The 26,009-nt window shown below is 72.0% G+C and carries 21 protein-coding genes and 1 pseudogene; 14 read left to right on the forward strand and 8 right to left on the reverse strand.

What is annotated here, in order from left to right:
- Positions 1–95: 95 nt before the first annotated feature.
- From ADL12_RS21970 to ADL12_RS21980, 3 genes are all read left to right on the forward strand, one after another.
- Positions 96–1,436, forward strand: a complete 1,341-nt coding sequence (locus ADL12_RS21970) for a hemolysin family protein (RefSeq protein ID WP_062704387.1) — start codon at positions 96–98, stop codon at positions 1,434–1,436.
- On the forward strand, positions 1,433–2,446 hold the full coding sequence (locus ADL12_RS21975; protein WP_062704388.1) for a hemolysin family protein: 1,014 nt from the start codon (positions 1,433–1,435) through the stop codon (positions 2,444–2,446). Before ADL12_RS21970 ends, ADL12_RS21975 begins: the two co-directional genes overlap by 4 nt.
- 86 nt (positions 2,447–2,532) lie before the next feature.
- Positions 2,533–3,315: an SGNH/GDSL hydrolase family protein gene (locus tag ADL12_RS21980; RefSeq protein ID WP_062704389.1), complete on the forward strand. Its 783-nt coding sequence runs from the start codon at positions 2,533–2,535 to the stop codon at positions 3,313–3,315.
- Between the two features lie 64 nt (positions 3,316–3,379).
- Here ADL12_RS21980 and ADL12_RS21985 read toward each other — a convergent pair whose 3' ends face one another.
- Positions 3,380–4,048 (reverse strand): LPXTG cell wall anchor domain-containing protein, encoded by a 669-nt coding sequence (locus ADL12_RS21985; RefSeq protein WP_062704390.1) that lies wholly within the window; start codon positions 4,046–4,048, stop codon positions 3,380–3,382.
- Positions 4,049–4,590: 542 nt separating this feature from the next.
- On the opposite strand from ADL12_RS21985, the gene purB reads away from it, so the two are divergent.
- Both purB and mug read left to right on the forward strand, forming a co-directional pair.
- Positions 4,591–6,033: an adenylosuccinate lyase gene (gene purB, locus ADL12_RS21990; RefSeq protein ID WP_062704430.1), complete on the forward strand. Its 1,443-nt coding sequence runs from the start codon at positions 4,591–4,593 to the stop codon at positions 6,031–6,033.
- On the forward strand, positions 6,030–6,575 hold the full coding sequence (gene mug / locus ADL12_RS21995; protein WP_079052197.1) for a G/U mismatch-specific DNA glycosylase: 546 nt from the start codon (positions 6,030–6,032) through the stop codon (positions 6,573–6,575). The genes purB and mug overlap by 4 nt, the downstream gene beginning before the upstream one ends.
- Before the next feature lie 3 nt (positions 6,576–6,578).
- Here mug and ADL12_RS54130 read toward each other — a convergent pair whose 3' ends face one another.
- From ADL12_RS54130 to ADL12_RS22005, 3 genes are all read right to left on the reverse strand, one after another.
- Positions 6,579–6,722 (reverse strand): hypothetical protein, encoded by a 144-nt coding sequence (locus ADL12_RS54130; protein ID WP_159053242.1) that lies wholly within the window; start codon positions 6,720–6,722, stop codon positions 6,579–6,581.
- An 81-nt stretch (positions 6,723–6,803) separates the two neighbouring features.
- The gene (locus ADL12_RS22000; RefSeq protein WP_062704392.1) at positions 6,804–7,529 is read right to left on the reverse strand and encodes an ABC transporter permease; all 726 of its coding nucleotides are present in this window, start codon (positions 7,527–7,529) and stop codon (positions 6,804–6,806) included.
- 3 nt (positions 7,530–7,532) lie between these two features.
- Entirely contained in the window at positions 7,533–8,453 is a 921-nt protein-coding gene (locus ADL12_RS22005; RefSeq protein ID WP_062704393.1) for an ABC transporter ATP-binding protein, read from the reverse strand.
- A gap of 108 nt (positions 8,454–8,561) precedes the next feature.
- Here ADL12_RS22005 and ADL12_RS22010 point away from each other — a divergent pair, with 108 nt between their 5' ends.
- The 3 genes from ADL12_RS22010 to ADL12_RS22020 all read left to right on the forward strand — a co-directional run bounded on the left by ADL12_RS22010 (position 8,562) and on the right by ADL12_RS22020 (position 11,740).
- Positions 8,562–9,731, forward strand: a complete 1,170-nt coding sequence (locus ADL12_RS22010) for a sensor histidine kinase (RefSeq protein WP_062704394.1) — start codon at positions 8,562–8,564, stop codon at positions 9,729–9,731.
- A 14-nt stretch (positions 9,732–9,745) separates the two neighbouring features.
- A complete protein-coding gene (locus tag ADL12_RS22015; protein ID WP_062704395.1) occupies positions 9,746–10,408 on the forward strand; it encodes a response regulator in 663 nt (220 codons plus the stop codon).
- A 174-nt stretch (positions 10,409–10,582) separates the two neighbouring features.
- Positions 10,583–11,740 (forward strand): ROK family protein, encoded by a 1,158-nt coding sequence (locus ADL12_RS22020; RefSeq protein ID WP_062704396.1) that lies wholly within the window; start codon positions 10,583–10,585, stop codon positions 11,738–11,740.
- Between the two features lie 107 nt (positions 11,741–11,847).
- Here ADL12_RS22020 and ADL12_RS22025 read toward each other — a convergent pair whose 3' ends face one another.
- Positions 11,848–12,609: a GntR family transcriptional regulator gene (locus ADL12_RS22025; RefSeq protein WP_062704397.1), complete on the reverse strand. Its 762-nt coding sequence runs from the start codon at positions 12,607–12,609 to the stop codon at positions 11,848–11,850.
- Positions 12,610–12,780: 171 nt separating this feature from the next.
- Positions 12,781–13,665, reverse strand: a complete 885-nt coding sequence (locus ADL12_RS22030) for an RNA polymerase sigma-70 factor (protein WP_062704398.1) — start codon at positions 13,663–13,665, stop codon at positions 12,781–12,783.
- A gap of 203 nt (positions 13,666–13,868) precedes the next feature.
- Here ADL12_RS22030 and ADL12_RS22035 point away from each other — a divergent pair, with 203 nt between their 5' ends.
- Entirely contained in the window at positions 13,869–14,699 is an 831-nt protein-coding gene (locus tag ADL12_RS22035; protein WP_062704399.1) for an alpha/beta fold hydrolase, read from the forward strand.
- A gap of 93 nt (positions 14,700–14,792) precedes the next feature.
- Here ADL12_RS22035 and ADL12_RS50760 read toward each other — a convergent pair.
- Positions 14,793–15,638 (reverse strand): annotated as a pseudogene (locus ADL12_RS50760) (EamA family transporter); the annotation flags it as partial.
- Here ADL12_RS50760 and pdxR point away from each other — a divergent pair.
- The 5 genes from pdxR to ADL12_RS22065 all read left to right on the forward strand — a co-directional run bounded on the left by pdxR (position 15,629) and on the right by ADL12_RS22065 (position 24,722).
- A complete protein-coding gene (gene pdxR / locus ADL12_RS22045) occupies positions 15,629–17,179 on the forward strand; it encodes a MocR-like pyridoxine biosynthesis transcription factor PdxR (RefSeq protein ID WP_244188001.1) in 1,551 nt (516 codons plus the stop codon). The pseudogene ADL12_RS50760 and the gene pdxR overlap by 10 nt on opposite strands.
- A 149-nt stretch (positions 17,180–17,328) precedes the next feature.
- Positions 17,329–18,903, forward strand: coding sequence for an alkaline phosphatase D family protein (locus tag ADL12_RS22050; RefSeq protein ID WP_062704402.1), 1,575 nt, complete (start codon positions 17,329–17,331; stop codon positions 18,901–18,903).
- Between the two features lie 155 nt (positions 18,904–19,058).
- Positions 19,059–20,468 carry an SWIM zinc finger domain-containing protein gene (locus ADL12_RS22055; RefSeq protein WP_062704403.1) on the forward strand — a complete coding sequence of 470 codons (1,410 nt, stop codon included), beginning with the start codon at positions 19,059–19,061 and terminating at the stop codon, positions 20,466–20,468.
- Positions 20,465–23,101, forward strand: a complete 2,637-nt coding sequence (locus ADL12_RS22060; RefSeq protein ID WP_062704404.1) for a DUF7824 domain-containing protein — start codon at positions 20,465–20,467, stop codon at positions 23,099–23,101. Before ADL12_RS22055 ends, ADL12_RS22060 begins: the two co-directional genes overlap by 4 nt.
- Before the next feature lie 169 nt (positions 23,102–23,270).
- Positions 23,271–24,722: a GNAT family N-acetyltransferase gene (locus ADL12_RS22065; protein ID WP_244188002.1), complete on the forward strand. Its 1,452-nt coding sequence runs from the start codon at positions 23,271–23,273 to the stop codon at positions 24,720–24,722.
- Positions 24,723–24,734: 12 nt separating this feature from the next.
- Here the strand turns inward: ADL12_RS22065 and ADL12_RS22070 are convergent, their stop codons facing one another.
- Positions 24,735–25,967 (reverse strand): trans-sulfuration enzyme family protein, encoded by a 1,233-nt coding sequence (locus tag ADL12_RS22070; RefSeq protein WP_107119986.1) that lies wholly within the window; start codon positions 25,965–25,967, stop codon positions 24,735–24,737.
- Positions 25,968–26,009 lie beyond the last annotated feature (42 nt).

The raw sequence follows: 26,009 nt of genomic DNA on the forward strand, positions 1-26,009 counted from the left end.
GAAAGGTGTGAGCGTCCGCCCATGGGCGAGCCTCCCAGTACTCGACATCGCGCGTTCCTCCCCACCCTGTCCGACCATGGGACGGAGGTGACCCGATGACCGAAGTGCTCCTCCTTCTGGTGGCGATCCTGCTGTCGCTCGCCTGCGGTGCCTTCGTCGCGGCCGAGTTCTCGCTGACCACGGTCGAGCGCAGCGAGCTGGAGCGGGCCGTGGAGCGCGGCGAGCGGGGCGCTGCCGGCGCCCTGAAGGCCGTACGGAATCTGACGTTCCAGCTCTCCGGCGCCCAGCTCGGCATCACGGTCACCAACCTGGTCGTCGGCATGCTCGCCGAGCCGTCGATCGCCAGGCTGATCACCGGCCCGCTGGAGTCGCTCGGCATATCCCGCTCGGCGGCCGGCTCGATCGCGCTGGTGATCGGCACAGGCCTGTCGACCATCGTGCTGATGGTCGTGGGCGAGCTGGTGCCCAAGAACTGGGCGATCTCCTCGCCCCTGGCCGTGGCCAAGACGGTCGGAAACGCCCAGCGCTGGTTCAGTGCGCTCTTCCGCCCCTTCATCACCCACCTCAACAACACGGCGAACCGCGTCGTGCGCCGCTTCGGGGTGGAACCCACCGAGGAGCTGGCGGCCGCACGCGGCCCCCAGGAACTGGCCGCCCTCGCCCGGCACTCCGCCCGGGAGGGCGCCCTGGAGGCGGACACCGCCGAGCTCTTCGTACGGACCCTGAACCTGGCCGATCTGACCGCGGAGAACGTCATGACCCCGCGCGTCCAGGTCATCGCCCTGGACGCCCTGGCGACCTGCGAGGACGTGGCGAACGCCACGCGAGCGACCGGCCTGTCCCGGTTCCCCGTCTACCGCGGCAGCCTCGACGCGGTCGTGGGCACCGCGCACATCAAGGACATCCTGGCGGTGCCCGCCGAGAGCCGGCCCCGCGTCTCCGTCGCCGAGCTGATGCGCGAGCCGCTCCTCGTCCCCGAGACACTCACCGTCGACCGGCTCCTCGACCGGCTGTCCGGCAAGCGCACCATGGCCGTGGTCATCGACGAGTACGGCGGTACGGCGGGCGTGGCCACGCTGGAGGACATCGTCGAGGAGGTCGTCGGCGAGGTGCGCGACGAGCACGACCCGCACGAGACGCCCGACCTCGCCACCGCGGGGAGCGACGACGAGGGCCGGGCGCTGTACTCGGCCGACGGGGCGGCGCGGGTGGACCAGCTCGCGCGCGTCGGACTGAGGGCGCCCGAGGGACCGTACGAGACGCTGGCCGGGCTCGTCGCGACCGAGCTCGGCCGTATCCCCGCCGTCGGTGACTGTGTCGAGGTCGCCGGCTGGCGGCTGGACGTGGTGGACGCCGCGGGCCACCGTGCCGCGCGGGTGCTGCTGCACGCGCCGCTCGACGACGCGGCGGAGAACGACAAGGAGGGCGGACGATGACCGCCGTACAGCTGCTCATCGGTTTCGCGACGCTGGTCGTCAACGCCTTCTTCGTGGGCGCCGAGTTCGCGCTGATCTCGGTGCGGCGCTCGCAGATCGAGCCGTACGCCGACCAGGGCGACCGACGCGCCAAGAGCGTCCTGTGGGGCCTGCAGCACGTATCCGCGCTGATGGCCGCCGCGCAGCTCGGCATCACGCTGTGCACGCTGGTCCTCGGTGTGGTGGCGGAACCCGCCATCGAGCACCTGCTGGAGCCGGTGTTCCACGCGGTGGGCGTCCCGGAGAGTGCCGGGCATGTGGTGTCCTTCGTGATCGCGCTGGCGCTGGCCACGTATCTGCACATGCTGCTCGGCGAGATGGTGCCGAAGAACATCGCGCTGGCCGAGCCGGTGCGCAGCGCCCTGCTGCTCGGTCCGCCGCTGGTGACGCTGTCCCGGGCGCTGCGGCCGGTGATCTTCACGATCAACGCCTTCGCCAACACACTGCTGAAGCTGCTGCGCGTCGAGACGAAGGACGAGGTCACCGCGACCTTCTCGGACGCCGAACTGGCCCGCCTGGTGCGCGACTCCGGCGAGGCCGGCCTCATCGACGAGCGCGCGCGGGAGCGGCTGCACGACGCCCTGGAACTGGGCCGTCGGCCGGTGCGTGACGTCGTGCTTCCGCTGGAACGCGTCGTCTACGCGCGCGTGGGCGTCACGCCGGAGGAGCTGGAGCGGCTGTCGGCCGAGTCGGGCTTCTCCCGGTTCCCGGTCGTCGACGAGAGCCGCCGCATCGTGGGCTATCTGCATGTGAAGGACGCGCTGGACGCCTCCCCGCGGGACGTGCCGTTCCAGGTGCGTGACATGCGGCCCATCGCGCGCGTGCGGGAGAGCACGCCGCTGGACGACGTACTCACGGCGATGCGGGGCAGCCGTACGCATCTGGCGGCCGCGATCGGCGGCGACGGCCGGCTGGCGGGGCTCGTGACCATGGAGGACGTGCTGCGGGAGCTGTTCGGGCAGCGGGCCTGACGCCGGGTTCCGCCTGAGTGCCGGCTGCGGTGGTACCCGGGCCGACCGACCGACGGGTATGGAGCCGGGATACCATCTCTGTCGCCATGCAGACGAACCCCACTCACACCAGCCTGGTCGCGGTCGGCGACTCCTTCACCGAGGGCATGTCGGACCTGCTCCCCGACGGCTCCTACCGGGGCTGGGCCGACCTCCTCGCCGGGCGGATGGCCGCCCGCACACCCGACTTCCGGTACGCCAACCTCGCGGTGCGCGGGAAGCTGATCGGGCAGATCGTCGAGGAGCAGGTCGACGTGGCGGCCGCGATGGGCGCCGATGTGATCACGCTGGTCGGTGGGCTCAACGACACGCTGCGGCCCAAGTGCGACATGGGGCGGGTGCGCGGGCTCCTGGAGGAGGCCGTGGAGAAGCTCGCCCCGTCGTGCCGGCAGCTGGTGCTGATGCGCAGCCCTGGGCGGCAGGGGCCGGTCCTGGAGCGGTTCCGGCCGCGCATGGAGGAGCTGTTCGCCTGCGTCGACGAGCTGGCCGAGCGGCACGGCGCGGTCGTCGTCGACCTGTACGGGGCCCCGTCGCTCGGCGACCCCCGCATGTGGGACGTGGACCGGCTGCATCTGACGGCTGAGGGGCACCGCCGGGTCGCGGAGGCAGTGTGGCAGGCGCTCGGCTACGACCCCGAGGACACGGAGTGGCACACGCCGATGCCGGCCACCCTGCCGCCGGGGTGGGCCGCCCGGCGGATCGCGGACGCCCGGTTCGCTCGGCAGTATCTGCTGCCGTGGATCGGGCGGCGGCTCACGGGACGGTCGTCCGGGGACGGGCTGCCGCCGAAGCGGCCGGAGCTGGTGCCGTACGAGGGCCCGGGGGCGTAGGGCCGCAGAACGGGACGCGCCCGGTGTTCCCTGGCGGAACACCGGGCGCTGTCACAGGTGTGCGCTACTGCTGACGCGCGGCCCGGCTTCGCCGGTACAGGAAGGCTCCGCCGACCAGCAGCGCCCCACTGCCGGCAATGCCTCCGACGATGGCTGCGGTGTTGGTGCCGGTCTCGGGCATCTTGGGGTGATCCGGCTTCGTGGGCGGTGTCTTGGACGGAGGTGTCGGCTCGGGCTTGTGGGGAGGCGGTGGCGTCTTGCTGGGCTCGGGTTCGGGCGAGTCGCCGTAGCAGGAGCCGTAGCCGCATTCATCCGGCTCCTCCTTGCCGTATCCGTGGTCCTTCGGCTCCTCCTTGCCGTAGCCGTAGCCACTCGACTCGTCCTCGCCGTAGCCGTAGCCCTGGTCGCTCGACTCGTCCTCGCCGTAGCCGTAACCGTGGTCCTTCGGCTTCTCCTTGCCGTAGCCGTGGTCGCTCGGCTTGTCCTTGCCGTAGCCGTGGCCGCTCGGCTTGTCCTTGCCGTAGCCGTGGTCGCTCGGCTTGTCCTTGCCGTAGCCGTGATCCTTCGGCTTCTCGTCGCCGTAGCCGTGGCCGTGGCCGCTCGGCTTGTCCTGGCCGTAGCCGTGGTCGCTCGGCTTGTCCTGGCCGTAGCCGTGGTCCTTCGGCTTGTCCTGGCCGTAGCCGGAGTCGCCATAGCCGGTGTCGTTTCCGGAAACGGGCTCCGGGTGATCCATCCCACTGAGCCTGTCATTCAGCTCATAGAATTTTTCACGCATCGTGCCGAATTTTTCCTGCATCTCGCCGAATTTGTCCTCCAGCCCCTCCGGCCCGTCCGAGTCCCATGGATCCGAACGGCCCGGCAGTGCAGCGGCGGAGTTCACCACCGTCCCGTGCATGCGTGGGGCCGCAGACGCCCATGTGCCGTATAGAGACAGGGTGCTGGTCGCGGCGGCGGCCACGATCAACCCCCTGGTCAGGGCCTGTCGCATTCTCGTTGTCTTTCTCTCAGGCGGAATGGGGAATCCGACGTCGGTCATTGACGCGATCTTGTCGATTGCCGGAATTCGCAAGGTCATCGCAGGAGCCGTGATGCCACATGTTCAAACTCGCCACGACCTGCAGACTATGAACGAGATATGGAGGTCTTAGAAACGGGACGCGTCGACGACCAGGGAATTCACCCGATCGCCCGTATGCGCGGGCGGCCCTGCCCCGGGGCGCTCCGGACCGTATGGACGATCGGGGCCCCTCCGGGCGGCGGGTAAACTCCGTGCACGTGACTTCTGCGCCCGCCAAGCCCCGCATCCCGAACGTCCTCGCCGGACGCTACGCCTCCACCGAGCTCGCCACGCTCTGGTCCCCCGAGCAGAAGGTGAAGTTGGAGCGGCAGCTCTGGCTCGCCGTGTTGCGGGCCCAGAAGGACCTCGGGATCGAGGTGCCGGACGCGGCGATCGCCGACTACGAGCGCGTCCTGGACACCGTCGATCTGGCCTCCATCGCCGAGCGCGAGAAGGTCACACGGCACGACGTGAAGGCGCGGATCGAGGAGTTCAACGACCTCGCCGGGCACGAGCACGTACACAAGGGCATGACGTCCCGCGACCTCACGGAGAACGTCGAGCAGCTGCAGATCCGGCTCTCGCTGGAGCTGATGCGCGACCGCACGGTTGCCGTCCTGGCCCGCCTCGGCAAGCTGGCCGGCGAGTACGGCGAGCTGGTCATGGCCGGCCGCTCGCACAACGTCGCCGCGCAGGCCACGACGCTGGGCAAGCGCTTCGCGACCGCCGCCGACGAGCTGCTCGTCGCGTACGGCCGGGTCGAGGAGTTGCTCGGCCGCTACCCGCTGCGCGGCATCAAGGGCCCGGTGGGCACGGCTCAGGACATGCTGGACCTGCTCGGCGGGGACGCGTCGAAGCTGGCGGACCTGGAGGGCCGGATCGCCGGGCACCTGGGCTTCTCGCAGGCGTTCACCTCGGTCGGCCAGGTCTACCCGCGCTCGCTCGACTACGAGGTCGTGACCGCGCTGGTGCAGCTGGCGGCGGCACCGTCCTCGCTGGCGAAGACGATCCGGCTGATGGCCGGGCACGAGCTGGTGACCGAGGGCTTCAAGCCGGGCCAGGTCGGCTCCTCCGCGATGCCGCACAAGATGAACACCCGCTCCTGCGAGCGCGTCAACGGCCTCATGGTGATCCTGCGCGGCTACGCCTCGATGACCGGCGAGCTGGCGGGCGACCAGTGGAACGAGGGCGACGTGTCCTGCTCGGTGGTGCGCCGGGTCGCGCTGCCGGACGCGTTCTTCGCGCTGGACGGGCTGCTGGAGACGTTCCTGACGGTGCTCGACGAGTTCGGTGCCTTCCCGGCGGTCGTGGCGCGTGAGCTGGACCGTTACCTGCCGTTCCTCGCCACCACCAAGGTGCTGATGGGCGCGGTGCGCGCGGGCGTGGGCCGTGAGCTGGCGCACGAGGCGATCAAGGAGAACGCCGTCGCCTCCGCGCTGGCGATGCGCGAGCAGGGCGCCGAGCGCAACGAGCTGCTCGACAAGCTGGCCGCCGACGAGCGCATCCCGCTCGACCGCGACCAGCTGGACGCGCTGATGGCCGACAAGCTGTCCTTCACGGGCGCCGCGGCCGACCAGGTCGGCCTCGTGGTGGGCCGCATCGAGGAGATCGTGAAGCAGCGCCCCGAGGCCGCGGGATACACGCCCGGGGCGATCCTCTGACGCGCTTCACCGCCGAGGAGTTGGAGACCGCTCGCGACCGTCTGGTGCCGGACGTGATCGCGGACGGTCTCCATGTCCTGTTCTGCGGCATCAACCCTGGTCTGATGACGGCGGCGACGGGTCATCACTTCGCCCGCCCCGGCAACCGCTTCTGGCCGGTCCTTCATCTGTCCGGGTTCACGCCGAGGCTCATGAAACCGTCGGAGCAGGGCGAGTTGCTGTCCTTCGGGCTCGGCATCACCAACGTCGTCGCCCGGGCCACCGCGCGGGCCGACGAGCTGAGCGCCGAGGAGTACCGCGAGGGCGGCCGGCTGCTGGCGACGAAGGTGGCGCGGCTGCGGCCGCGTTGGCTGGCCGTCGTGGGGGTCACCGCGTATCGGTCCGCGTTCGACGACCGCAAGGCCCAGGTGGGACCGCAGGAGCGGGTGATCGGGGACACGCGCGTGTGGGTGCTGCCGAATCCGAGCGGGCTGAACGCGCATTGGACGGCGCAGACGATGGCGGAGGAGTTCGCGCGGTTGCGGGTGGCGGCGGAGGCCTGAGGGTCAGACCGGGTCGATGTCCGTGACGGCAACGAACAGCCGAGGCTGGTTCTCGTCGTCCCGGTCCGCCACCGCCAGGGTGACCCAGCGTCCGGTGCCGCCCGGCTGCCTCGTAGGCGTGGCAATCGTCCGCCTCCGGCCACTCACGCTGTGATCCAGTAAACCGGCCCCCACTGACAATTGGCTGGGCGTCAGTCGGCAATTGGCTGGGTGTCAGTCGCCCTGGGGTCAGGCGTCCCGTCGCCGTACGCTCCACGCTCCCGCCAGCAACGCAGCCGCCGTCCACAGAGCCGTCACTGCCAATCCCGACCAGGGCCCAAGGGTGCCGTCGTACGTCTGATACATGACGATCTGGCCGGCCTTGTCGGGCAGGAAGTCCGCGACGGTGCCCGCGGCGTCGCCGATCACGAACGACACCACGAGGATGAACGGGATCAGGAGGGAGAGGGTGGCCACGCCGCTGCGCAGCAGGGCGGTGAGGCCCGCCGCGAACAGGGCGATCAGCATGAGGTAGATCCCGCAGCCCAGGACCGCATGCACCTGTTCGGCGACCGTGAGCTCCCGCGCCACGGAGCCGAGTCCCGCGCGTGCCACGACGAGCGCCGTGACGGCGGTGATCAGTCCGACGAGCAGGGCCGGGACGGCGATGGCCGTCACCTTGGCGGCGAACCACCGTCCGCGCTGCGGAACCGCTGCGAGCGTCTGCCGGAGCGCACCCCCGTGGTACTCCGACGACACGGCCATCGCCCCGAACGAGATGGCCGCGATCTGCCCCGGCAGGACCCCGGACAGCGCCGTGAAGAGCGGGTCGAACTCCGGGTCGGAGCTGCCGTCGGTGCCGGCCAGCGCGGAGAACGACGTGGTCACGGCGAACAGCGCCAGCAGCGCTCCCGGCAGCGAGCGGAGGGTACGGATCTTGAGCCACTCCGAGTGGAGTACGGGTGCGAATGCCATGGTTCAGGCCTCCTGGGGCTGTGCGGTGAACTCGGCCTCGGTCGAGGTCAGATCGAGATAGGCCTGCTCCAATGTGCCTTCCTCCGCGGCGAGTTCGAGGACGGGGATGCCTGCCTGGGAGATCAGGCGGCCGATGTCGTCCACGCGCGCGTGGTGCACGGTCCAGTGCCCGTCCTCGTGCTGGACGGCATCGTGACCATGTCGGGCGAGGACGGTCTTGAGGGCGGTGGCGTCCGGGGTGCGGATGCGGACGCGGGGTTCCACGCGCGCGTGGATGAACTCCCGCATCGGGGTGTCGGCCAGCAGGCGTCCCCGGCCGAGGACCACGAGGTGGTCGGCGAAGGACGCGGTCTCGTTCATGAGGTGGCTGGAGACCAGGACCGTGCGCCCCTCCCCCGCGAGGCGACGCAGCAACCCGCGTATCCAGATGATGCCTTCGGGGTCGAGGCCGTTGGACGGCTCGTCGAGCATGACGACCTCTGGGTCGCCGAGGAGGGCGGCGGCGATGCCGAGCCGCTGGCGCATGCCCAGGGAGTACGTCTTCACCCGGCGCCGCGCCACCGACGCGAGCCCCGTCTCCTCCAGCACCTCGTCGACCCTGCGGTTCGGGATGCGGTTGCTCGCGGCCAGCACGCACAGATGGTCGCGAGCGGTGCGGGAGCCGTGCGCGGCCCGGGCGTCGAGCAACGCGCCCACGTGGCGCAGGGGTTCGTGGAGCGTCGCGTAGGCTCGGCCGCCGACCGCGGCGGTTCCGGAGGTCGGCCGGTCGAGGCCGAGCACGAGCCGCATGGTGGTGGACTTCCCGGCGCCGTTGGGCCCGAGGAAGCCGGTGACGCGGCCGGGCTCGACGCGGAAGGTGAGCTGGTCCACGGCCCGGCGGGCGCCGTACTCCTTGGTGAGGTCTTGGACGTCGATACTGGTCATGGCAGCAGCCTGGCCGTTCGTGACGGGTCGGGGACTCCCCCGCGCGAGGAGTTCGTCTCCCCCGTGCGGGGGAGGTCCGTTGTCAGTGGTGGCTGGCACGATGACGAAATGGTCCGCTTGCTGCGCCCGTTCGGCCGGGCGGTGACGTACACACGATTGCTGCATCTGTTCATCGCCATCGTGTGGCCGTCGATGCTGCTGTTCATCCAGGAGGCGTGGTGGACCTGGGCGCTGGCGGCCGTGCTGCTCGCCCCCGCCGGGCTGGTGCCCGCGATGCGCACCGTGGAGGGGATGCAGGCAAGGCTGCTGCTGACCGGTCACCGGCACGACAGCGCGAGCACCGACATCGTCGTCGCACCGTCTGTCTCTTGGAGCGACCGGGGGCGGCTCGTCGTGTGGCTGGAGGCGCGGCTCCTGCTCGGCTGTGCCACCTCGATGTTCATCGTCCAACTGCTGCTCGCCTCAGTGGACTTGGTGTCGTCGGCGTTCGGCCGCGAGGTCGAGGAGGGCGTGCTGCTCTTCCTCGACGGTCACCACTGGTGGCATGTCCTGCTCGCGCCCTTGTCGCTGGGCGTGCTGGCGCTGACCGTGGTCGGCTCGGGCCTGCTCATCACCGCGCTCGCCCACCGTCTCCTGGGCCCTTCCCCCGCCGAGCGCCTCGCTGCCATGGAGGAGCGCACCGAGCAACTCCTGGAACGCACCCGCATCGCCCGCGAACTGCACGACTCGATCGGCCATGCCCTGACCGTGGCCGTGGTGCAGGCGGGTGCCGCGCGCGCGGCGGGCAACCCCGCCTTCACGGACCGGGCCTTGGACGCCATCGAGGAGACCGGCCGGGCCGCGCTGGAGGACCTGGAGCGGGTCCTCGGCATCCTGCGCGAGTCCGAGCGGCCGGTCAGCAGCAGGCCGACACTCACGGACGCCGACCGGCTGCTGGAGTCCGCACGTACCTCCGGCGCGAAGGTCGACGTCGACATGACCGGACCCTTGGAGACAGTGCCGGGCCCTGTCTCCCGGGAGGGCTACCGCATCCTCCAGGAGTCGCTGACCAATGTGCTGCGGCACGCGGGCTCCGTCCCGGTGCGGATCCGCATCGAGGTCACGGACGGCACCCTCGTCATGGAGGTCCGCAATCCGCTCACCACCGACATACCCGGGCCCGGCAGAGGCAGCGGCTTGCGCGGCATACGCGAGCGCGCGGCCCTGCTGGGCGGACGGGCGCGGACCGGCCCCGACGAAGGGGACTGGCAGGTACATGTTGAGCTGCCGCTGAGTTGATCTACGCTGGCCGGATGCCGGTCACCGTTCTCCTAGTCGACGACGAACCCCTCGTACGCGCCGGTCTGCGGGCCGTGTTGGAGGCGCAGCCCGATATCGAGGTCGTCGGGGAGGCGGCCGACGGGGCGGCGGTGATTCCGCTCGTGCGGCAGCTGCGGCCCGACGTGGTCGCCATGGACGTGCGGATGCCGCTGCTGGACGGGATCGAGGCCACGCGCGCGGTGCTGCGCACGGTGGACGAGCCACCGAAGATCGTCGTCGTCACGACCTTCGAGAACGACGAGTACGTGTACGAGGCGCTGAGGGCCGGTGCCGACGGGTTCCTGCTGAAGCGGGCCCGGCCGGCCGAGATCGTGCACGCGGTGCGGCTGGTCGCCGAGGGCGAGTCGCTGCTGTTCCCCGCCTCGGTGCGGCAGCTCGCCGCGCAGTACGGCGACGACGGAGGGAACCGGGCGGCGCGCGCCGTACTGGAGCGGGCCCGGCTCACCGAGCGGGAGGCCGAGGTGCTGCGGCTGATGGCGCGCGGTCTGTCGAACGCGGAGATCGCCGCCCGGCTGGTCGTCGGCACGGAGACGGTGAAGTCGCATGTGAGTGCCGTCCTGGCCAAGCTCGGGGCGCGGGATCGCACACAGGCGGTGATCACGGCGTACGAGTCGGGGTTCGTGGCGCCGGGGTGATCCGGGCGGGCGGGGTGATCCGGGCAGGCGAGCTGACGCGGCGCGGCCCGACGGCCCGTCCGGTGGTTTCCGCAAACGGACCGGTCAGTAGGCCGGCGGGTGCCCACCCCTCGCCCGCGTCCGTCCCGGCGAGTACCATCCGCCCAACATGCGCACGAGCTGGGAGGACGGACGTTGGGGCGGCTGACCGGCGGGGATCCCTCGCTGCTGCGAAGGATCAATTCCGCGGTGGTGCTGCACGCGCTGCGTGCCACGGACGCCGCGACGCTGACGGAGATCACCCGGGTCACCGGGTTGTCCCGCCCGACCGTCGAGGGCGTCGTCGAGGGCCTCATCGAGGCGGGTTACGTCGTCGAGAAGGCAGCCGACGAGAGTGTCGTCCGGCGGCAGGGGCGGCCCGCGCGGCGGTTCCGGTTCCGGGCCGAGGCCGGTCATCTGCTGGGCGTGGACATCGGGTCCCATCGGGTCGCCGCGCTCCTCGCCGACCTGGACGGCCGGGTGCTCGGCTCCATCGCGAAGGACGTCGACGAGACGGCTCCGGCCGACGAGCGGCTCGAGCGGCTGCGTACGGCGGTCGCCGAACTGCTGCGCCGGGCCGGTGTCGCACGCGGCTCGCTGCGGGCCGTGGGAGTCGCGACGCCGGGCATCGTCGAGGCGGACGGCACCGTGCGGCTGGGCGCCGCGCTGCCCGAGTGGACGGGGCTGCGGCTGGGCGAGCGGCTGAGCCGGTCCTTCAAGTGCCCCGTCCTGGTGGAGAACGACGCCAACGCGGCGGCGGTCGCCGAGCACTGGAAGGGATCGGCCGCCGAGTCCGACGACGTGGTGTTCGTGCTGGCCGGGCTGAGCCCGGGCGCCGGTTCGCTGATCGGCGGGAAGTTGCACCGAGGGTTCGGCGGGGCGGCCGGCGAGATCGGCGCGTTGCATCTGCTGGGCCGTGAGGCGACTCCGGAGACCCTGCTGTCCACCACGGACGAGCCCCTGCGGCCCCTCGACGAGCACGCCGTGGCCGAGGTCTTCGCGCAGGCCCGGAAGGGCGACCAGCAGGCCCTCGCGGCCGTCGACCGCTTCATCCAGCGCCTCGTCCACGACGTGGCCGCCCTCGTCCTCGCTCTCGACCCCGAGCTGGTCGTCATCGGCGGCTGGGCGGCCGGCCTGGACGGCGTACTGGAGCCGCTGCGGCGCGAGCTGGCCCGTTACTGCCTGCGGCCGCCGAAGGTGGCCCTGTCGCTCCTCGGCGAGGCGGCGGTGGCGACGGGCGCGCTGCGGCTCGCTCTGGACCATGTCGAGGAGCAGCTGTTCGCGGTGGAGGGGACGGTGACGGGGCGTCGCTGACCCTCAGCGGTGGGTGCCGGTTCGCCCCGGTGCAGTGCCAGGTGCGCTGGTGAACGCGTCGCGCCCCGGAGGGGATCCGGGGCGCGAGGCATGTGTCGGTACGGCGGTCAGGACGCCCGGCGTTCCGGGTCCTGGTGGATCTCGACGCCGCCGGAGTCGCCGAAGGTCAGCCGGCACGTATCCGCCCGGTACGTGGCGACGGAGAGCGCCGCGGTGCGGCCCTCGGCGATGTAGCGGGTGGTCACGACGAGGACGGGCGCCCCCGGCAGACGGTCCAGCTCCTTGGCGTCGTCCGCGCGGGCCGAGCCCAGCTCGACGGCGTTCTCCTGGCCCTCCAGTTCCCGGCGCTGCAGCTCGCGCAGCACGGCACGCGCGCGTGCCGCTCCGGACGGGGTGTCGATGGCGGTGAGGTCGGGCACCGACGACTGCGGGATGTAGAGCAGTTCGGCGGCGACGGGCTGCCCGTGTGTCACGCGCGAGCGGCGCACGATGTGCACGGCCTCGTCCCGGCCGGTCTCCAGAGCGTCGGCGACGGACGCGGGCGGAACCGCCAGTGTGCAGTCCGCGGGCTGCCAGACGTCGTCGGCCGCACCCGGCCAGGCGTGCTGCTCGGTGCCGACGGCCACGCCCACGCGCGGCGGCGCGACGGTCGTACCGACACCGCGGCGGCGCTGCAGCCTGCCTTCCAGTTCGAGCTGTTCCAGTGCCTGGCGGAGCGTGGCCCGGGCGACGCCGAAGCGGGCGGCCAGGTCGCGCTCGTTGGGCAGGATCTCGCCAACGGAGAACTCGGATTCCAGTGCCTCAGTGAGCACGGTCCTCAGGTGCCAGTACTTCGGTTCCGGCACCGATTCCAGCTGCGTGGTCCCCACCCTGTCCTCCGCAATCGCCGTGGCCCATCGGCGTTTTAGCGCCCTTGTTTATTAAAGGTTGTTTCACTTCTCTGCGACCATAGGGCGGCCCTGAGGCTTGGTCAAGACCAATAGCCGGGAACGTTCACGGGAGTGGCGTGCGCCGCCACGTCCGTGCCGCGGCGGCGGGGTCTACGCCGTTGCCAGCGACGTCAGCTTGTCGGGGTTGCGGATGATGTAGACGGCCTGGATGCGCCCGTCCAGGACGTCCAGCTGGAAGACGCTGTCGGGCTTGTCGCCGGACCGCACCAGCACCGCGGGGCCACCGTTGACCTCCAGGAACCGGAAGGACACATCGGCGACGCCCTTCTGTGCGGCGCCGACGAGGAAGCGGCCCACCTTGTCGGCCGTCTCCAGGACCCGCACCGGCGCCTTGGCCTTGCCGCCGCTGTCGCCGACGAGGCGGACGTCCGGGGCCAGCAGTGACATGAGCCCCTCCAGGTCACCCTCTGCCGCCGCGGCCAGGAACCGTTCGGTGAGATCGCGCCGCTGGACGGGGTCGACCTCGTAGCGCGGTCGCCGCTCGTCGACGTGCTTGCGGGCCCGCCCGGCCAGCTGCCGCACCGCCGCCTCGCCGCGGTCGAGCATGGCGGCGATCTCGGCGTACGGATAGCCGAAGGCCTCCCTGAGGACGAACACCGCCCGCTCCAGCGGCGACAGCGACTCCAGGACGACGAGGACGGCGAGGGAGACGGAGTCGGCGAGGACGGCCCGCTCCGCGCTGTCCGGGACGGTGTGCCCGAAGTCGGTGACGTACGGCTCCGGCAGCCAGGGGCCGATATAGGTCTCGCCCCGCGCCTTGACCTGGCGCAGCCGGTCGATGGCGAGGCGGGTGGTGATGCGCACCAGATAACCGCGCGGTTCGCGCACCTGCGACCGGTCGGCTCCGGACCAGCGCAGCCACGCCTCCTGCACCACATCCTCCGCGTCGGCCACGCGGCCGAGCATGCGGTAGGCGACCCCCAGGAGAACGGGGCGGTGCTCTTCGAAGACGTCGGTCTCGGTGTCGGTGGTCACCTCACCATCCCAGCCGACGTGTCCGGCCGTGTCCAGGCGAAATCGGCGCCGCCGGGCGTGAAGGGTCAACCCCGCGGGGCGCGGGACGCGTTGAAGTGTCATCCGTCCTCCAGGTCGCCGGACGCCAGGGGCTACCCGGCGGTAGCAATTGCTGACAAGCTGTCTACGCCGTCCGTCAGCGTGTCCCAGACGAGGAGCACCCCATGTCCGCGACCGTCTCCTTCGAGGTCCCCTCTCCCCGCGGCCCGCAGAGCGTGACCGTCGACTACGCGCGCGTGGGGCGTGGTGAGCCGCTGCTCCTGCTGCACGGCATCGGTCACCACCGGCAGGTCTGGGACCCGGTGGTGGACATCCTGGCGGCCGAGCGCGACGTGATCTCCGTGGACCTGCCCGGGTTCGGCGCGTCGCCGGGCCTGCCGGACAGTCTCAGCTACGACCTGGCCACGACGACGGCCGTGTTCGCGGCCTTCTGTGAGGCCATGGAACTCGACCGGCCGCATGCCGTGGGCAACTCGCTGGGCGGACTCATCGCGCTGGAACTCGGCCGCGAGAAGCTGGTGCGGTCCGTCACCGCCCTGTCCCCGGCCGGGTTCTGGTCCGAAGCCGAGCGACGCTATGCCTTCGGTGTGCTGCTCGCGATGCGGCACATCTCCCGGCGGCTGCCGGTGCCGCTGGTGGAGCAGCTGTCCCGGTCGGCGGCCGGTCGTACGGTCCTGACCAGCACCATCTACGCCCGCCCGGGCCGCCGTTCACCCGAGGCCGTGGTCGCCGAGACCCTCGCGCTGGCGCGGGCCACGGGCTTCGACCAGACCCTCCGGGCCGGCCGGACCGTCCAGTTCGCCGACGACATCCCCGGGATCCCGGTCACCGTGGCGTGGGGCGCCAGGGACCGGCTGCTCGTGCGCCGGCAAGGGGTGCGCGCCAAGCAGATCATTCCCCGGGCGCGTCTCGTCAGGCTGCCCGGCTGCGGCCACTGCCCGATGAACGACGACCCGGCCCTGGTCGCGCGCGTCATCCTCGACGGCAGCCGCTGACCCGCGCGGGGCACGCCTCAACGCGCCGGAGCCCAGGGCGACTCCGGCGCCGACGAGGGCGCTGCCCAGGGCCTGGGCGGCGCCGTAGGAGCCGGTGCCGACGAGCGGGGCGGTGCAGGCGGCGGCCACAGGGATGAGGCCGGAGAAGAGCGTTGCGCGCTCGGCGCCGATCCGTTGCATGCCCATGTACCAGCACACGAAGCCGACGACGGTCACGACCACCGCCTGCCACAGCAGCGCGACGGCCTCCGTGGCGTCGGGACGCCGCAGCCACGTGGTGCCGTCCAGCAGCAGCCCGGCCGCCGCGGACTCGACGGCGGCGATCCCGCACACGGTGGCGGACAGCAGCCGCGGTCCCAGAGGCCGCAGCATGGGCACGGCGAGGACCGCGAAACCGACCTCGCCCACCAGCGCGCACGCGGAGAAGGCGATGCCTGCGCCGTCCGCACGACCCCACCCCTGGACCGCGAAAGCGCCGAGAGCGACGATCAACGCCCCGTACAGGACGGTGCGTTGGGGTCGGCGTCCGTCCAGCAGGGGGACGACGACGGCCACGACCACGGGCGCACAGCCGACGAAGACACCGGGAACCGCCGGTTCGGCCGTGCGCTCGGCGGCGATGACGGCCAGGTTGAAGCCGACCATGCCGACGGCCGCGAGCACCGCGAGGCGGGCCCACTGACGGGCGGCGAGTGCCCGCAGCCGGGCCGTGGCGTCCCGCCCCGCCAGCGGGACGAGCAGGAGACCGGCGAGGCCGTAGCGCAGGAACTGACCGCCTGCGTACGGGTAGTCGCCAAGGAGGCTGTTGGCGGTGAAGGACCCTCCGACGAGGACACAGGCGAGCGCGGCGAGAAGGGCACCGCGCGTGGTGGTGGCGTTCATGGCAGCGACGCTAGGAAGCGCCGCGGTCCGGATTAAGGTCCACTTCCATGACTCCATCGGAGACCAATTCCGCCGGGCCGCCGGCACCGTCCGCTCCCCCAGCCGGCGGTTCCACCGGACAGGAGGCGCCCCCTGCCACACCCTCCGCAGGCGAGGCGCAGCATCATGTGCCCTCCCCGGCCTGGGAGTTGCTCCTGCCTGCCGCGTCGGCACCTGCACGCGCGCGTGGGCGTTCGCTGCAGGCGGCGCTGCGTGAGGCGGTGCGGTCGGGGCGGCTCGCGCCGGGGACGCGGCTGCCGTCGAGCCGGGATCTCGCCGCCGACCTCGGCGTGTCGCGCGGGCTGGTCACCGAGGCGTACGAGCAGTTGACGGCGGAGGGCTATCTGCGCAGCGGACGAGGTGCCGGGACCTGGGTGGGCGAAGCGGTACGGGCCGCCCGGTCACGCGCGCGTGACCTCGCTCCGCGCTCCACCGACGCCAAGGCCGACTTCGTACCCGGGACGCCCGACATGTCACTGTTCCCGCGTGCCGCGTGGGCGGCGGCCCAGCGCGGGGTGCTGGCCGAGCTGCCGCACCACGAGCTCGGCTATCCCGACCCGCGCGGGCTGCCCCGGCTGCGTACGGCGCTCGCCGCACTGCTTGCTCGCCGCCGGGGCGTGGTCGCGGACCCGGAGCGCATCGTGGTCGTCTCGGGGGTGGCGCAGGCGACGACGCTGCTCGGCTTCGTGCTGCACGCGCGCGGGATGCGCGAAGTCGGCGTCGAGGACCCGGGAAGCCCGCAGCACGACGCCCTCTATGCCGCCGCCGGCGTCACCACCCTGCCGCTGCCGCTCGATGACGAAGGGCTCGCCCTGGGCCCCCTGCGGGAGTCGGGCGTACGGTCCGTGGTCACGACGCCGGCCCACCAGTTCCCCACCGGCATCGCCTACTCCGCCCGTCGCCGCACCGAGCTGCTCGACTGGGCGCGGTCCGTCGAGGGCTTCGTCCTCGAGGACGACTACGACGGCGACTTCCGGTACGACCGTGCCCCCGTCGGTGCGCTCCAAGGGCTCGACCCGGAACGCGTCGCGTATGCGGGGTCGGTCAGCAAGTCCCTCGCTCCGGGCCTGCGGCTCGGCTGGCTGCTCGTGCCGGAGTCACTGGCCGAGGACGTCGTCGAGCGCAAACGGACCATGGATCTCGGTCATCCGACCCTGGATCAGGCGCTGTTCGCCCGCTTCCTGGAGCGTGGTGACTACGACCGCCAGCTGCGCCGCTGCCAGCGCGCGTACCGGGAGCGTCGCGACACCCTCGTCGCCGCTCTGGAGGAGCACTTTCCGGGCGCGGAGGTGACCGGGATCGCGGCGGGTCTGCACGTCATCGCCGCACTGCCGGAACGGTACGGGCCCCAGGAACGGTTCCTCGCGCGCGTGGCCGCGGCCGGTGTCGCGGTGCGTCCCCTGACGGACTACGCACACGCGCGTGCCACTGACAGCGGGCAGCCGGGCGTGCGGCTGGTCCTGGGATACGCGCACCAGTCGCCCGCGCGGATCCGGGCGGGCGTACGGCTGATGGCCGAGGCGGGCGCCGGCCGGGGCTCCGCATCTGCCGGTAGGTGACCGGAACCGTACGAGTGCCTGTCCGCCGCGTGACTTCCCGGTTCCCCTGCCGATGCGGTCAGTTGTTCACTTGTGGTTTGCGTGTGCGCTGCGGCGCACCAGTAGTTGTGGCACTGCACACTGGCCGGATCCCGCCCCTGGAGACCTCCATGTCACACCGCCCGTTCCCTGGCCGTCGCAGCGTCCTGCGCGGCTCGCTCGCCGCCTCGGCGGCACTCACCCTGCCCACGGCGCTCGGCTCGGCACCGGCGTTCGCCCTGTCGGGACGTCCCAAGGCGGGCTGGGGTGTGCAGGCGGGGGACGTGACCTGTGACTCAGGGCTGGTCTGGGTGCGGTCGGACCGTCCGGCCCGGATGATCGTCGAGACGTCCGCGACCGAATCGTTCCGCAACCCGCGCAGATGGCAGGGCCCGCTGCTCGGCGCCGACACGGACTTCACCGGCACGACCCGGCTGCGCGGTCTGCCGTCCGGCGAGCAGATCCACTACCGCGTCCTGCTCGCCGACCCGGACGACCCGCGCCGCACCGGCGAGCCGGTCACCGGCACCTTCCGTACGCCCTCCGTGCGGCGGCGTGACGGAGTGCGCTTCGTATGGTCGGGCGACCTGGCCGGGCAGGGCTGGGGCATCAACCCGGATTTCGGCGGCTACCGGATCTACGACGCGATGGCCGCGCTGGACCCGGACTTCTTCATCTGCAGCGGCGACAACATCTACGCCGACGGCCCGATCTCGGCCGCCGTCACCCTGCCCGACGGCAGCACCTGGCGGAACATCACCACCGAGGAGAAATCCAAGGTCGCCGAGACACTGGCCGAGTTCCGCGGCAACTTCCGCTACAACCTGCTCGACGAGAACCTCAAGCGGTTCAACGCCCAGGTCCCGTCCATCGTCCAGTGGGACGACCACGAGGTGACCAACAACTGGTACCCCGGTGAGATCCTCGGCGACGCCCGTTACACGGAGAAGAACGTCGACGTCCTGGCCGCTCGCGCCCGGCAGGCGTTCTCGGAGTACTTCCCCATCTCGACCCTGCGCCGCCCCGACGGCCGCGTGTACCGGGTGATCCATCAGGGGCCGCTGCTGGATGTGTTCGTGCTGGACATGCGGACCTACCGCAACGCCAACTCGACGGACGACCAGACGACCGACGCGCAGGGCATCCTCGGCGCCGAGCAGCTGAGCTGGCTCAAGCGCGAACTGTCCCGCTCCCGTGCGGTGTGGAAGGTGATCGCCTCGGACATGCCGCTCGGTCTGGTGGTGCCGGACACCACCGACGGCAAGCCGAACAGCGAGGCCGTCGCACAGGGCGACCCGGGCGCTCCGCTGGGACGTGAGCTGCAGATCGCCGAGCTGCTGCGGTTCATCAAGCACCGCAGGATCACAGGCACGGTGTGGCTGACCGCGGACGTGCACTACACCTCGGCCCAGCACTACCAGCCGTCGCGGGCGGCCTTCACCGACTTCGAGCCGTTCTGGGAGTTCGTCTCCGGCCCGCTCAACGCGGGCGCGTTCCCGGCGAACACCCTGGACAACACCTTCGGCCCGGAGCGGGTGTTCCTCAAGGCGCCGACGACCGCCAACGTCTCGCCGGCCGGGGGCTACCAGTTCTTCGGCGAGGTCGACATCGACGGCGGCAGCGGCGAGCTGACGGTGCGCCTGCGCGAGTCGGACGGCACCGTGCTGTTCACGCAGGTGCTGCAGCCGGGCCGGGTCGGTCAGTGAATCCCGTAGCCTGAAACCCGTGCCGCGCACCGGTGTCATCCCCCGGTGTGCGGCACGGTCGTGCCGGTCGTGGACGACGCCTGCCGAACTCCTGCTCGCAGAGCGGGTTTTCGCAGGTCAGGGCGATTGTCAGTGGTCGCCTCTACGGTTTTTCCATGACGCGATCTCTACAGGCCGTGGCCTATTGCCGACCCTCCGTGCTGGAGTCCGCAGTGGACGGACAGCGCCTGGGGCTGGAGACCTCACGGGGTGCGACGCCCGCGGGCGTCGAGGATCATCCGCGGTTCTTCGCCGGGTTCCTGACGTCACCTCAGGTGGCCTCTGCCGGGCTGCTCGCGGTGGCGGACGTGGCGGCCGCGCGCTACTACCAGCGACAGCTGCGCGCCTCCCTCGACCCGGTGGTGACGGGTAACGGCGACCGGCTGCGCTTCGAGTCCTTCTCCGGCTGCTGCGGGGTCTACGCCCGCCTGGACGTGCTGGACGCGGGTCTCGACGGCGGCGAGGTGGGGCACGGCACGACGAACGTCGACGTCAACAACCCCCTGCGCGAGGCCCTGTCCAGGATCGGCGCGGATGATCCGCTGCATCTGCGGGTGGGCCCGGAGGAGTTGGCCGTGACCACGCTGGACGGCCCGGTGGTGGAGAAGAAAGTTCCCTTGCCGGACCGCTGGCTGCGGGGCTTCGCGGAGGCGCAGGTGGTGGCGGCAGGGTTCGACCTGCGGGCCGAGCTGCCGGCCGCCGAGGCGGTGCGGTTCCTGCGGGCGCTGCCGCGCGGTGGGGCGCGCGGCGCTTCGGTGGGCGCGCGGTGGGTGGTGCCCTCGGGGACCGGGCTGCGGCCGACCACGCGCGCGGTGCCCGGTGCGGTGTGCCTGCCCGGCCCGGAGCGGCTGGTCGCGCTCCAGCGGGTGCTGCGCCATGCCACGGCCCTGCGGGTGTACGGCCCCCCGGTGAGCGGCGGTGGCGCCGCGACGGCCAGTGCCTGGGAGGCGGTCCTGCCCGGCATGCGGCTGACACTGACGCTGTCGCCGGACACCTCGCGCGGCTTCTCCGGCGAGGGCGGCGTCCTCGACGCGCTCGCCACCGACGAGGTCGCCGAGGACGCGGAGCTCATCGCGGTGCTCCTCGCCTGGGAGCCCCGTGTCGACCTCGCCGACCTGGCCGCCGCCTCGGGCCTCACGCCCGAGCGCGTCCGGGCGGCTCTGATCCGCCTGGGCACGTCGGGGCGGGTCGGGTACGACACGGCGGAGGCGGCCTACTTCCACCGGGAGCTGCCGTACGACGCCGAGCGCGTGGAGCGCCACAATCCGCGGTTGCGCTCGGCCCGCGCGCTGGTGTCGGCGGGTGCGGTCACGCTGGACGGCGTCTTGGGGACGGTGACGGCCGAGGACGGCCATGTGCACCGGGTGCGCGACGAGGCGGGGGTGCTCAGCTGCAGTTGTCTGTGGTGGGCGAAGTACCGGGGCGGGCGCGGGCCGTGCAAGCACGCGCTGGCGGTGCGGATGGTGCGGCGAGGCATCGCTTCGACGCAGGGGGACATGGCAGGGGTCGACGGGGGTGCGCGATGAGTTCGCTGATGGACGCGGTCCGGGCCGGGCGGACGGCCGACGCGGTGAGTCTGCTGGACGGGATGACGGACGCCGAACGGCGTGCACTTTTCCCCGAGTTGAGGGCGCTGCGCAAAGAGCTGAGGGCGGATCAGTGGACGGCGCAGTCGCGCCGCGCCTATCCGACCCTGCATGCGGCGGGGGCCGCGTGTCAGACCGGTGCGGCGGGCGTGGCGAGTTGGCTGGCGGCCTCCGACATGCGCTGGTGGCCCGCGTCACCAGGAGTGCTGATCGACGTCCTGGGCGACCGGGCACCCGGCTGGCTCGCCGATGTGGCGCACCGGATCGCCGAGCGGCCGGTCGGTGCTGGGGTGCCGTATGAACTGATGGCAGGTCTGGTGCGGCTTTCCGGCTGCCCGGTGCCGACGACCGAGGCCTACGTCCACGGGTGGGTGGAGCACATCGGGCACGTGTGGCAGCGCGGCGACACGGTCCTGGACCGGCTGCGCAAGGACCCGCACCTCGCTCGGCTGGCGGCCGCTCTCTTCGAGACGAACGACATCGGCAGCCGTCTGGCGTGGACCCCGGCCGAGGGTCCGAACAGCTGGACCGAGGCGCTCGCACGGCTCACCGCCGAGGGAGTCCTGGACCGCAAGGCGACGGTCGACGCGTGCCTGGCCCGGCTGCTGCGGGGCGGGCCGGCCTCCGACCACCGGGTGTTCCTGCGCATGCTGCGGGCGTTCGCCCTGACCCGGGACGAGGAGCGGGAGCACACGGGGGACTGGCTGGCACTGGCCTCAGACGCCGCATCGGTCGTGGCCGCGCACGCCCAGTCGGTGCTCGCGTCACTGGCCCTGGACGGTGAACTGACCACGCACCAACTGGTCGAGATGTCGGGCGCCGTCCTCTTCCGCACCGAGAAGAAGCTCGTGCGCGCCCAGCTCGTGCTGCTGGGCAAGGTACTCGCCCGCGAGCCGTTCGCCGTCGCGGAGCTGCTGTCCGCCGTCGCGCAGGCCTTCGGGCACGAGGACTCGGAGGTGCAGGAGCGGGCGCTGAAACTGGTGGAACGGCATGTCGGCAAGGTCCAGGGAGCGGACGTGCGGGACGAACTCGCGTCGTCCGCGGAACAGCTGATCCCGGTTCTGCGAGCGCGGGCGGCCCGGAGCCTGGGGGTGGCTCCGTCGACCCTGGAGCCCGTGCCCTACGAGGAGGTCCTGCCGCCCGCACCCGAGCCGGTACGGGTCGCGCCCGCGCCGGAGTCGGTGGCCGAACTCGCCGAGGAGGTCGGTGTGTTGCTGGCGTCCGACGCGGACGTGGCGACGTTCGAGCGCACGTTGGACGGTCTGGTGCGCCATGCGTACCATGACAAGGATGCCCTGGTCGAGGCGCTCGGCCCCGTGGTGGCGCGCCTGTGGTGGGCCACCGCGGAGCCCCCGCAGATCCGGCCGGGCGACTACTTCGGCAACCGGCCGCACAGCCTGGAGCTCCTCCTCGCGACGTTGCTCGACAAAGTGCCCACCGCCGCTCTCCACGCCGCGGTCCAGCACGGGACGTCGGGGTTCGAGTGCGTCCACGGCGCCCTCGCCCGTGCCTTCAACGCCCGTATCTGGGAGGTGGCGTACCGGATCCGTACGGAACCGCTGCCGTTCCTGCTCTCCACCCCCACCTGGGGCACGGGCCTGCTGGAACCGGACGAGCTCGTGACCCGCCTCGACGAGTACCGGCGCGCCGGCGCACGGGTCTCGGCGGCCGACTTCGCGCAGGCGCTGCTGCGGGTACGGCGCGACGACCGTACGGCGGCCGCGGCGGCGTCCCGTGCGGCCGCGCTCGGCACCACGGAAGGGACTCGGCTCGCGAGGTGGCTCACCGCCCAGGACCCGGCCCTGCCCGCGGAGAGAAGGCGAACGGCCGGCGCGCGCATCCTGCTGGAATGCGGTGAACTCCTGGAGATGCAGGAGGACTTCCCACCGGAGTTCCGGCCCCTCGGCCGGCCGGTGAGCGTCTACCGCGAGCGCCGGCACTGCTACCACTGGGACGACTCCATACGGCAGCACTGGCTCGCTCTCCTCCCCCAGCGGCGTGAACTCGTCGCGGTCAGGCTGCTGTGCGACCTGTCCACGGTCGCCGTGGACGACACCCGCGGTGCCGCCGCTGTCCTCCCGCTCCTCGCCGAGTCCGGCGGCGAAGCCGGTCAGGCCGTGCACCTGTCCGTGGCGTACGGGCTCGGTGCGCGGCACCCGGAGGACCGGCTCGCCGCCGTGGACGCCCTGCTGGTGCTGGCTTCCCGCGGGCAACTCGACGCGGCCAGGCTGGGCGCGGATCTCGGGCAGTTGGTGCGGGGCGGAGCCGTGAAGACGTCGCGGCTAGTGGAGTCGGCGCGTACGGCGGCGGCCACGGGGGCGAACGCCACCATCTGGGGGATGCTCCGGCACACCCTGCCCGTCCTGCTCGCCGATATCGCGACCGGCGGGACGGCCGCGCCGGCACGAGGACTCGCGGATCTCCTGGCCGTGGCCGCGGAATGCGCCGAGCGAACGGGGGCACGCGGGGAACTGCCGCACCTGGCGTGGACCGCGGACCGCCGTGGCTCGTCCCGCCTCGTGGCCCAGGCCCGGCGGCTGCGCAGCGCGCTGGCGGAGGGAGTGGCCGCCTGACCAGGCACGGCACCGTCCCGGTCAGCCCCGTCGGCCCCGGCGGCCCCGTCAGGCCTGCAACATAATTGAAAGAGGCACAAAATAGGCATAAGGGTTCTTTACCGCCCGGTCACAAACCGTTCGTGATCACGCAACACCGCTCCTTCACAGTGGGTGCATGAGTCGAGACATGTCTGATGTGACGCGTGCGAAGCACGGACGTCCTGTACACCACTGGCGGCGTGACGTCATCGAACTCGCCGCGCTCTTCACGGCGGTGGCGGTGGCCGACGCCGTGGCGAACCTGATCGGGCACGGGCCCGACGGACCGACGCTGCTGCTGGCCTCGGCGGTCGTGCTGGTCGCCACGGCGGGGTTCCACACATGGTGGGCACGGCGCCACGGTCACGCACCGCCGACGGGCGATACCGGTGCCCGGCCACGCTCCGAGAAGCGGGCCGGGCAGTCGGACGCCGGACCGTCCGACCGGTCGCAGGATGCGGCCGCGCCGGCGCCCGGGGACAGTGCGCTGTGGCGGATGCGGACGACGGTGAAGGACGAACCGGGATCGCTGGCCGCGCTGTGCACGGCGCTCGCCGAGCTGCGGGTGGACATCCTGAGCCTGCAGACGCATCCGCTGGCCGACGGCACGGTGGACGAGTTCCTGCTGCGTGCGCCCGGCGGGCTCGCGGCGGCCGAGATCACCCGTGCGGTCTCGGTGGCCGGCGGCGCCGGTACCTGGATCGAGCGGGCCGACGCCCATGACCTGGTGGACGCACCGACCCGGGTGCTCGGCCTCGCCACCCGTACCGCCCTGGACGCGGCCGAACTACCTCTGGCGCTGCGGCAGTTGCTGGGCCGGTGCACCATCCGGTCGCTGCCCGCCGTGCCGGCCGGGGGTGGCCGGGGGCCGGAGCCGGTAGCGACGGAAGGGGCTCTGGAGGACACCGTGATGCGGCTGCGGGCGCCGGAAGGCGGAGTGATCACTGTGGAGCGGCCGTATCTGCCGTTCACGCCGACCGAGTTCGCGCGGGCGCGGGCACTGGTGGAGCTGGACGCCCGGCTCGGCCCGCGCGTGCCGCGCAGCCAGGACGTGCTGACGCTGCCCGAGGGCAACGAGATCACCGTGCGCCGGGCGGACACCGGTGACCTTCAGGACGCCAAGGAGATGCACGAGCGGTGCTCGGCGCGGACGCTCGGGATGCGGTACCACGGGCCGATCGGCGATGCCGACCGCTATCTCAACCATCTGCTCAGTCCGCGGTTCGGGCGGACCCTCGCCGTGCAGACCGCGTCGGGGCGCATCGTCGGGCTCGGTCATCTGCTGTGGGACGGCGACGAGACGGAGGTCGCGCTGCTCGTCGAGGACGCGTGGCAGCGGCGCGGCATCGGCAGCGAGTTGCTGCGCAGGCTGGTGGGGATGGCCGTTGATGCGGGCTGCGAGAGTGTGTACGCCGTGACGCAGTCGTCCAACACCGGGATGGTCGCCGCGATGCGTGGGCTGGGGCTCCCCCTCGATTATCAGATCGAGGAGGGGACCCTGGTCATCACGGCCCGACTGGCTCCGCCGGTTCAGCCGGAGGACGGCGCGGTCGAGGTTGCGGAGCGACTGTCGAGTGCGGGTGAGTTGGGTAAGGCCTGAGCGCCGTAGGGACTAGTGACGGCTGGCGGCTGCGGGTTCGTTGTGGCTGGTCGCGCCCCGCGGCGGAGCCGCATGTTGATACGGCCCCGTGCCCCTTGCGGGGCGCCCCAGCGCCCGGTCCAGATCCGCCCAGAGGTCCTCCACGTCCTCCAAGCCCACCGACATCCGCAACAACCGGTCGCTCACCCCGGCATCCCGGCGGTCGCCCTCGTCCACGATGCGGTGGCTGATGGACGCCGGGTGCTGGATCAAGGTGTCGACGCTGCCGAGGCTGACGGCGGGGGTGATCAGGCGGACGCCGGCGATGACCTCGTGCGGGTCGTCGTGCACCTCGAAGGCGATCATGGCGCCGCCGATGCGCGGGTAGTGGACACGGGCGACGCGCGGGTCGGCGGTGAGGCGGCGGGCGAGTTCGGCGGCGGTCGCGGAGGCGGCCCGGACGCGCACCGGCAGGGTGGACAAGCCGCGCAACAGCAGGTAACCGGCCAGCGGGTGCAGGACGCCGCCCGTGGCGAACCGTATCTGCCGCAGCCGTCCGGCGAACTCCTCGTCGCAGGCCACCACGCCCGCCATCACGTCCCCGTGCCCGCCGAGGTACTTGGTGGCACTGTGCAGCACGAGCCGTGCGCCCTGTTCGGCGGGGCGCTGGAGCACGGGCGTGGCGAAGGTGTTGTCCGCGAGCAGCGGCACCGAGCCGCAGGCATGGGCCACCGCCCGCAGGTCCACCTCGGCGAGCGTGGGATTCGCCGGAGACTCGACCATCACCAGGCCCGTGTCCGGACGCAGGGCCTCCGCGATCCCGGCCGGGTCGGTCCAGGTCACCTCCGAGCCCAGCAGTCCGGCGGTGAGCAGATGGTCGCTGCAGCCGTACAGCGGACGTACGGCGACGACGTGGCGCAGGCCCATCGAGGCCCGTACGAGAAGAACCGCGCTCAGCGCCGCCATCCCGCTGGCGAAGGCGACCGCCGCCTCGGTGCCCTCAAGGCGGGCCAGGGCGGTCTCGAAGCGGGCGACCGTCGGATTACCCAGGCGGCCGTAGACGGGCGGGCCGTCCGGCTCCGCGCCGGTCGTGGCGAACGCGTCGATGCGGGCGGCCTCGCCGCGACTGTCGTAGGAGGGGTAGGTGGTCGACAGGTCGATCGGCGGAGCGTGCAGTCCCTGCCGTGCGAGGTCATCGCGGCCGGCGTGCACGGCCTCGGTGGCAAGGGCTCTCGGTGCGGTGCGTACATCGTCGTACCCGTGCATACCGTCGTATGCCTCTCTGCTCGCTGAGTCCATGGGCGGAAG

The organism is Streptomyces regalis, from assembly GCF_001509475.1.
Lineage (GTDB): Bacteria > Actinomycetota > Actinomycetes > Streptomycetales > Streptomycetaceae > Streptomyces > Streptomyces regalis.

Bases quoted from the DNA above. Each gene is read 5' to 3' on its own strand.
- ADL12_RS21970 (WP_062704387.1), top strand. From the start codon at position 96: ATGACCGAAGTGCTCCTCCTTCTGGTGGCGATCCTGCTGTCGCTCGCC.
- ADL12_RS21975 (WP_062704388.1), top strand. From the start codon at position 1,433: ATGACCGCCGTACAGCTGCTCATCGGTTTCGCGACGCTGGTCGTCAAC.
- ADL12_RS21980 (WP_062704389.1), top strand. From the start codon at position 2,533: ATGCAGACGAACCCCACTCACACCAGCCTGGTCGCGGTCGGCGACTCC.
- ADL12_RS21985 (WP_062704390.1), bottom strand. From the start codon at position 4,048: ATGGATCACCCGGAGCCCGTTTCCGGAAACGACACCGGCTATGGCGAC.
- ADL12_RS22000 (WP_062704392.1), bottom strand. From the start codon at position 7,529: ATGGCATTCGCACCCGTACTCCACTCGGAGTGGCTCAAGATCCGTACC.
- ADL12_RS22005 (WP_062704393.1), bottom strand. From the start codon at position 8,453: ATGACCAGTATCGACGTCCAAGACCTCACCAAGGAGTACGGCGCCCGC.
- ADL12_RS22010 (WP_062704394.1), top strand. From the start codon at position 8,562: ATGGTCCGCTTGCTGCGCCCGTTCGGCCGGGCGGTGACGTACACACGA.
- ADL12_RS22015 (WP_062704395.1), top strand. From the start codon at position 9,746: ATGCCGGTCACCGTTCTCCTAGTCGACGACGAACCCCTCGTACGCGCC.
- ADL12_RS22035 (WP_062704399.1), top strand. From the start codon at position 13,869: ATGTCCGCGACCGTCTCCTTCGAGGTCCCCTCTCCCCGCGGCCCGCAG.
- pdxR (WP_244188001.1), top strand. From the start codon at position 15,629: ATGACTCCATCGGAGACCAATTCCGCCGGGCCGCCGGCACCGTCCGCT.
- ADL12_RS22050 (WP_062704402.1), top strand. From the start codon at position 17,329: ATGTCACACCGCCCGTTCCCTGGCCGTCGCAGCGTCCTGCGCGGCTCG.
- ADL12_RS22055 (WP_062704403.1), top strand. From the start codon at position 19,059: ATGACGCGATCTCTACAGGCCGTGGCCTATTGCCGACCCTCCGTGCTG.
- ADL12_RS22060 (WP_062704404.1), top strand. From the start codon at position 20,465: ATGAGTTCGCTGATGGACGCGGTCCGGGCCGGGCGGACGGCCGACGCG.
- ADL12_RS22065 (WP_244188002.1), top strand. From the start codon at position 23,271: ATGTCTGATGTGACGCGTGCGAAGCACGGACGTCCTGTACACCACTGG.
- ADL12_RS22070 (WP_107119986.1), bottom strand. From the start codon at position 25,967: ATGCACGGGTACGACGATGTACGCACCGCACCGAGAGCCCTTGCCACC.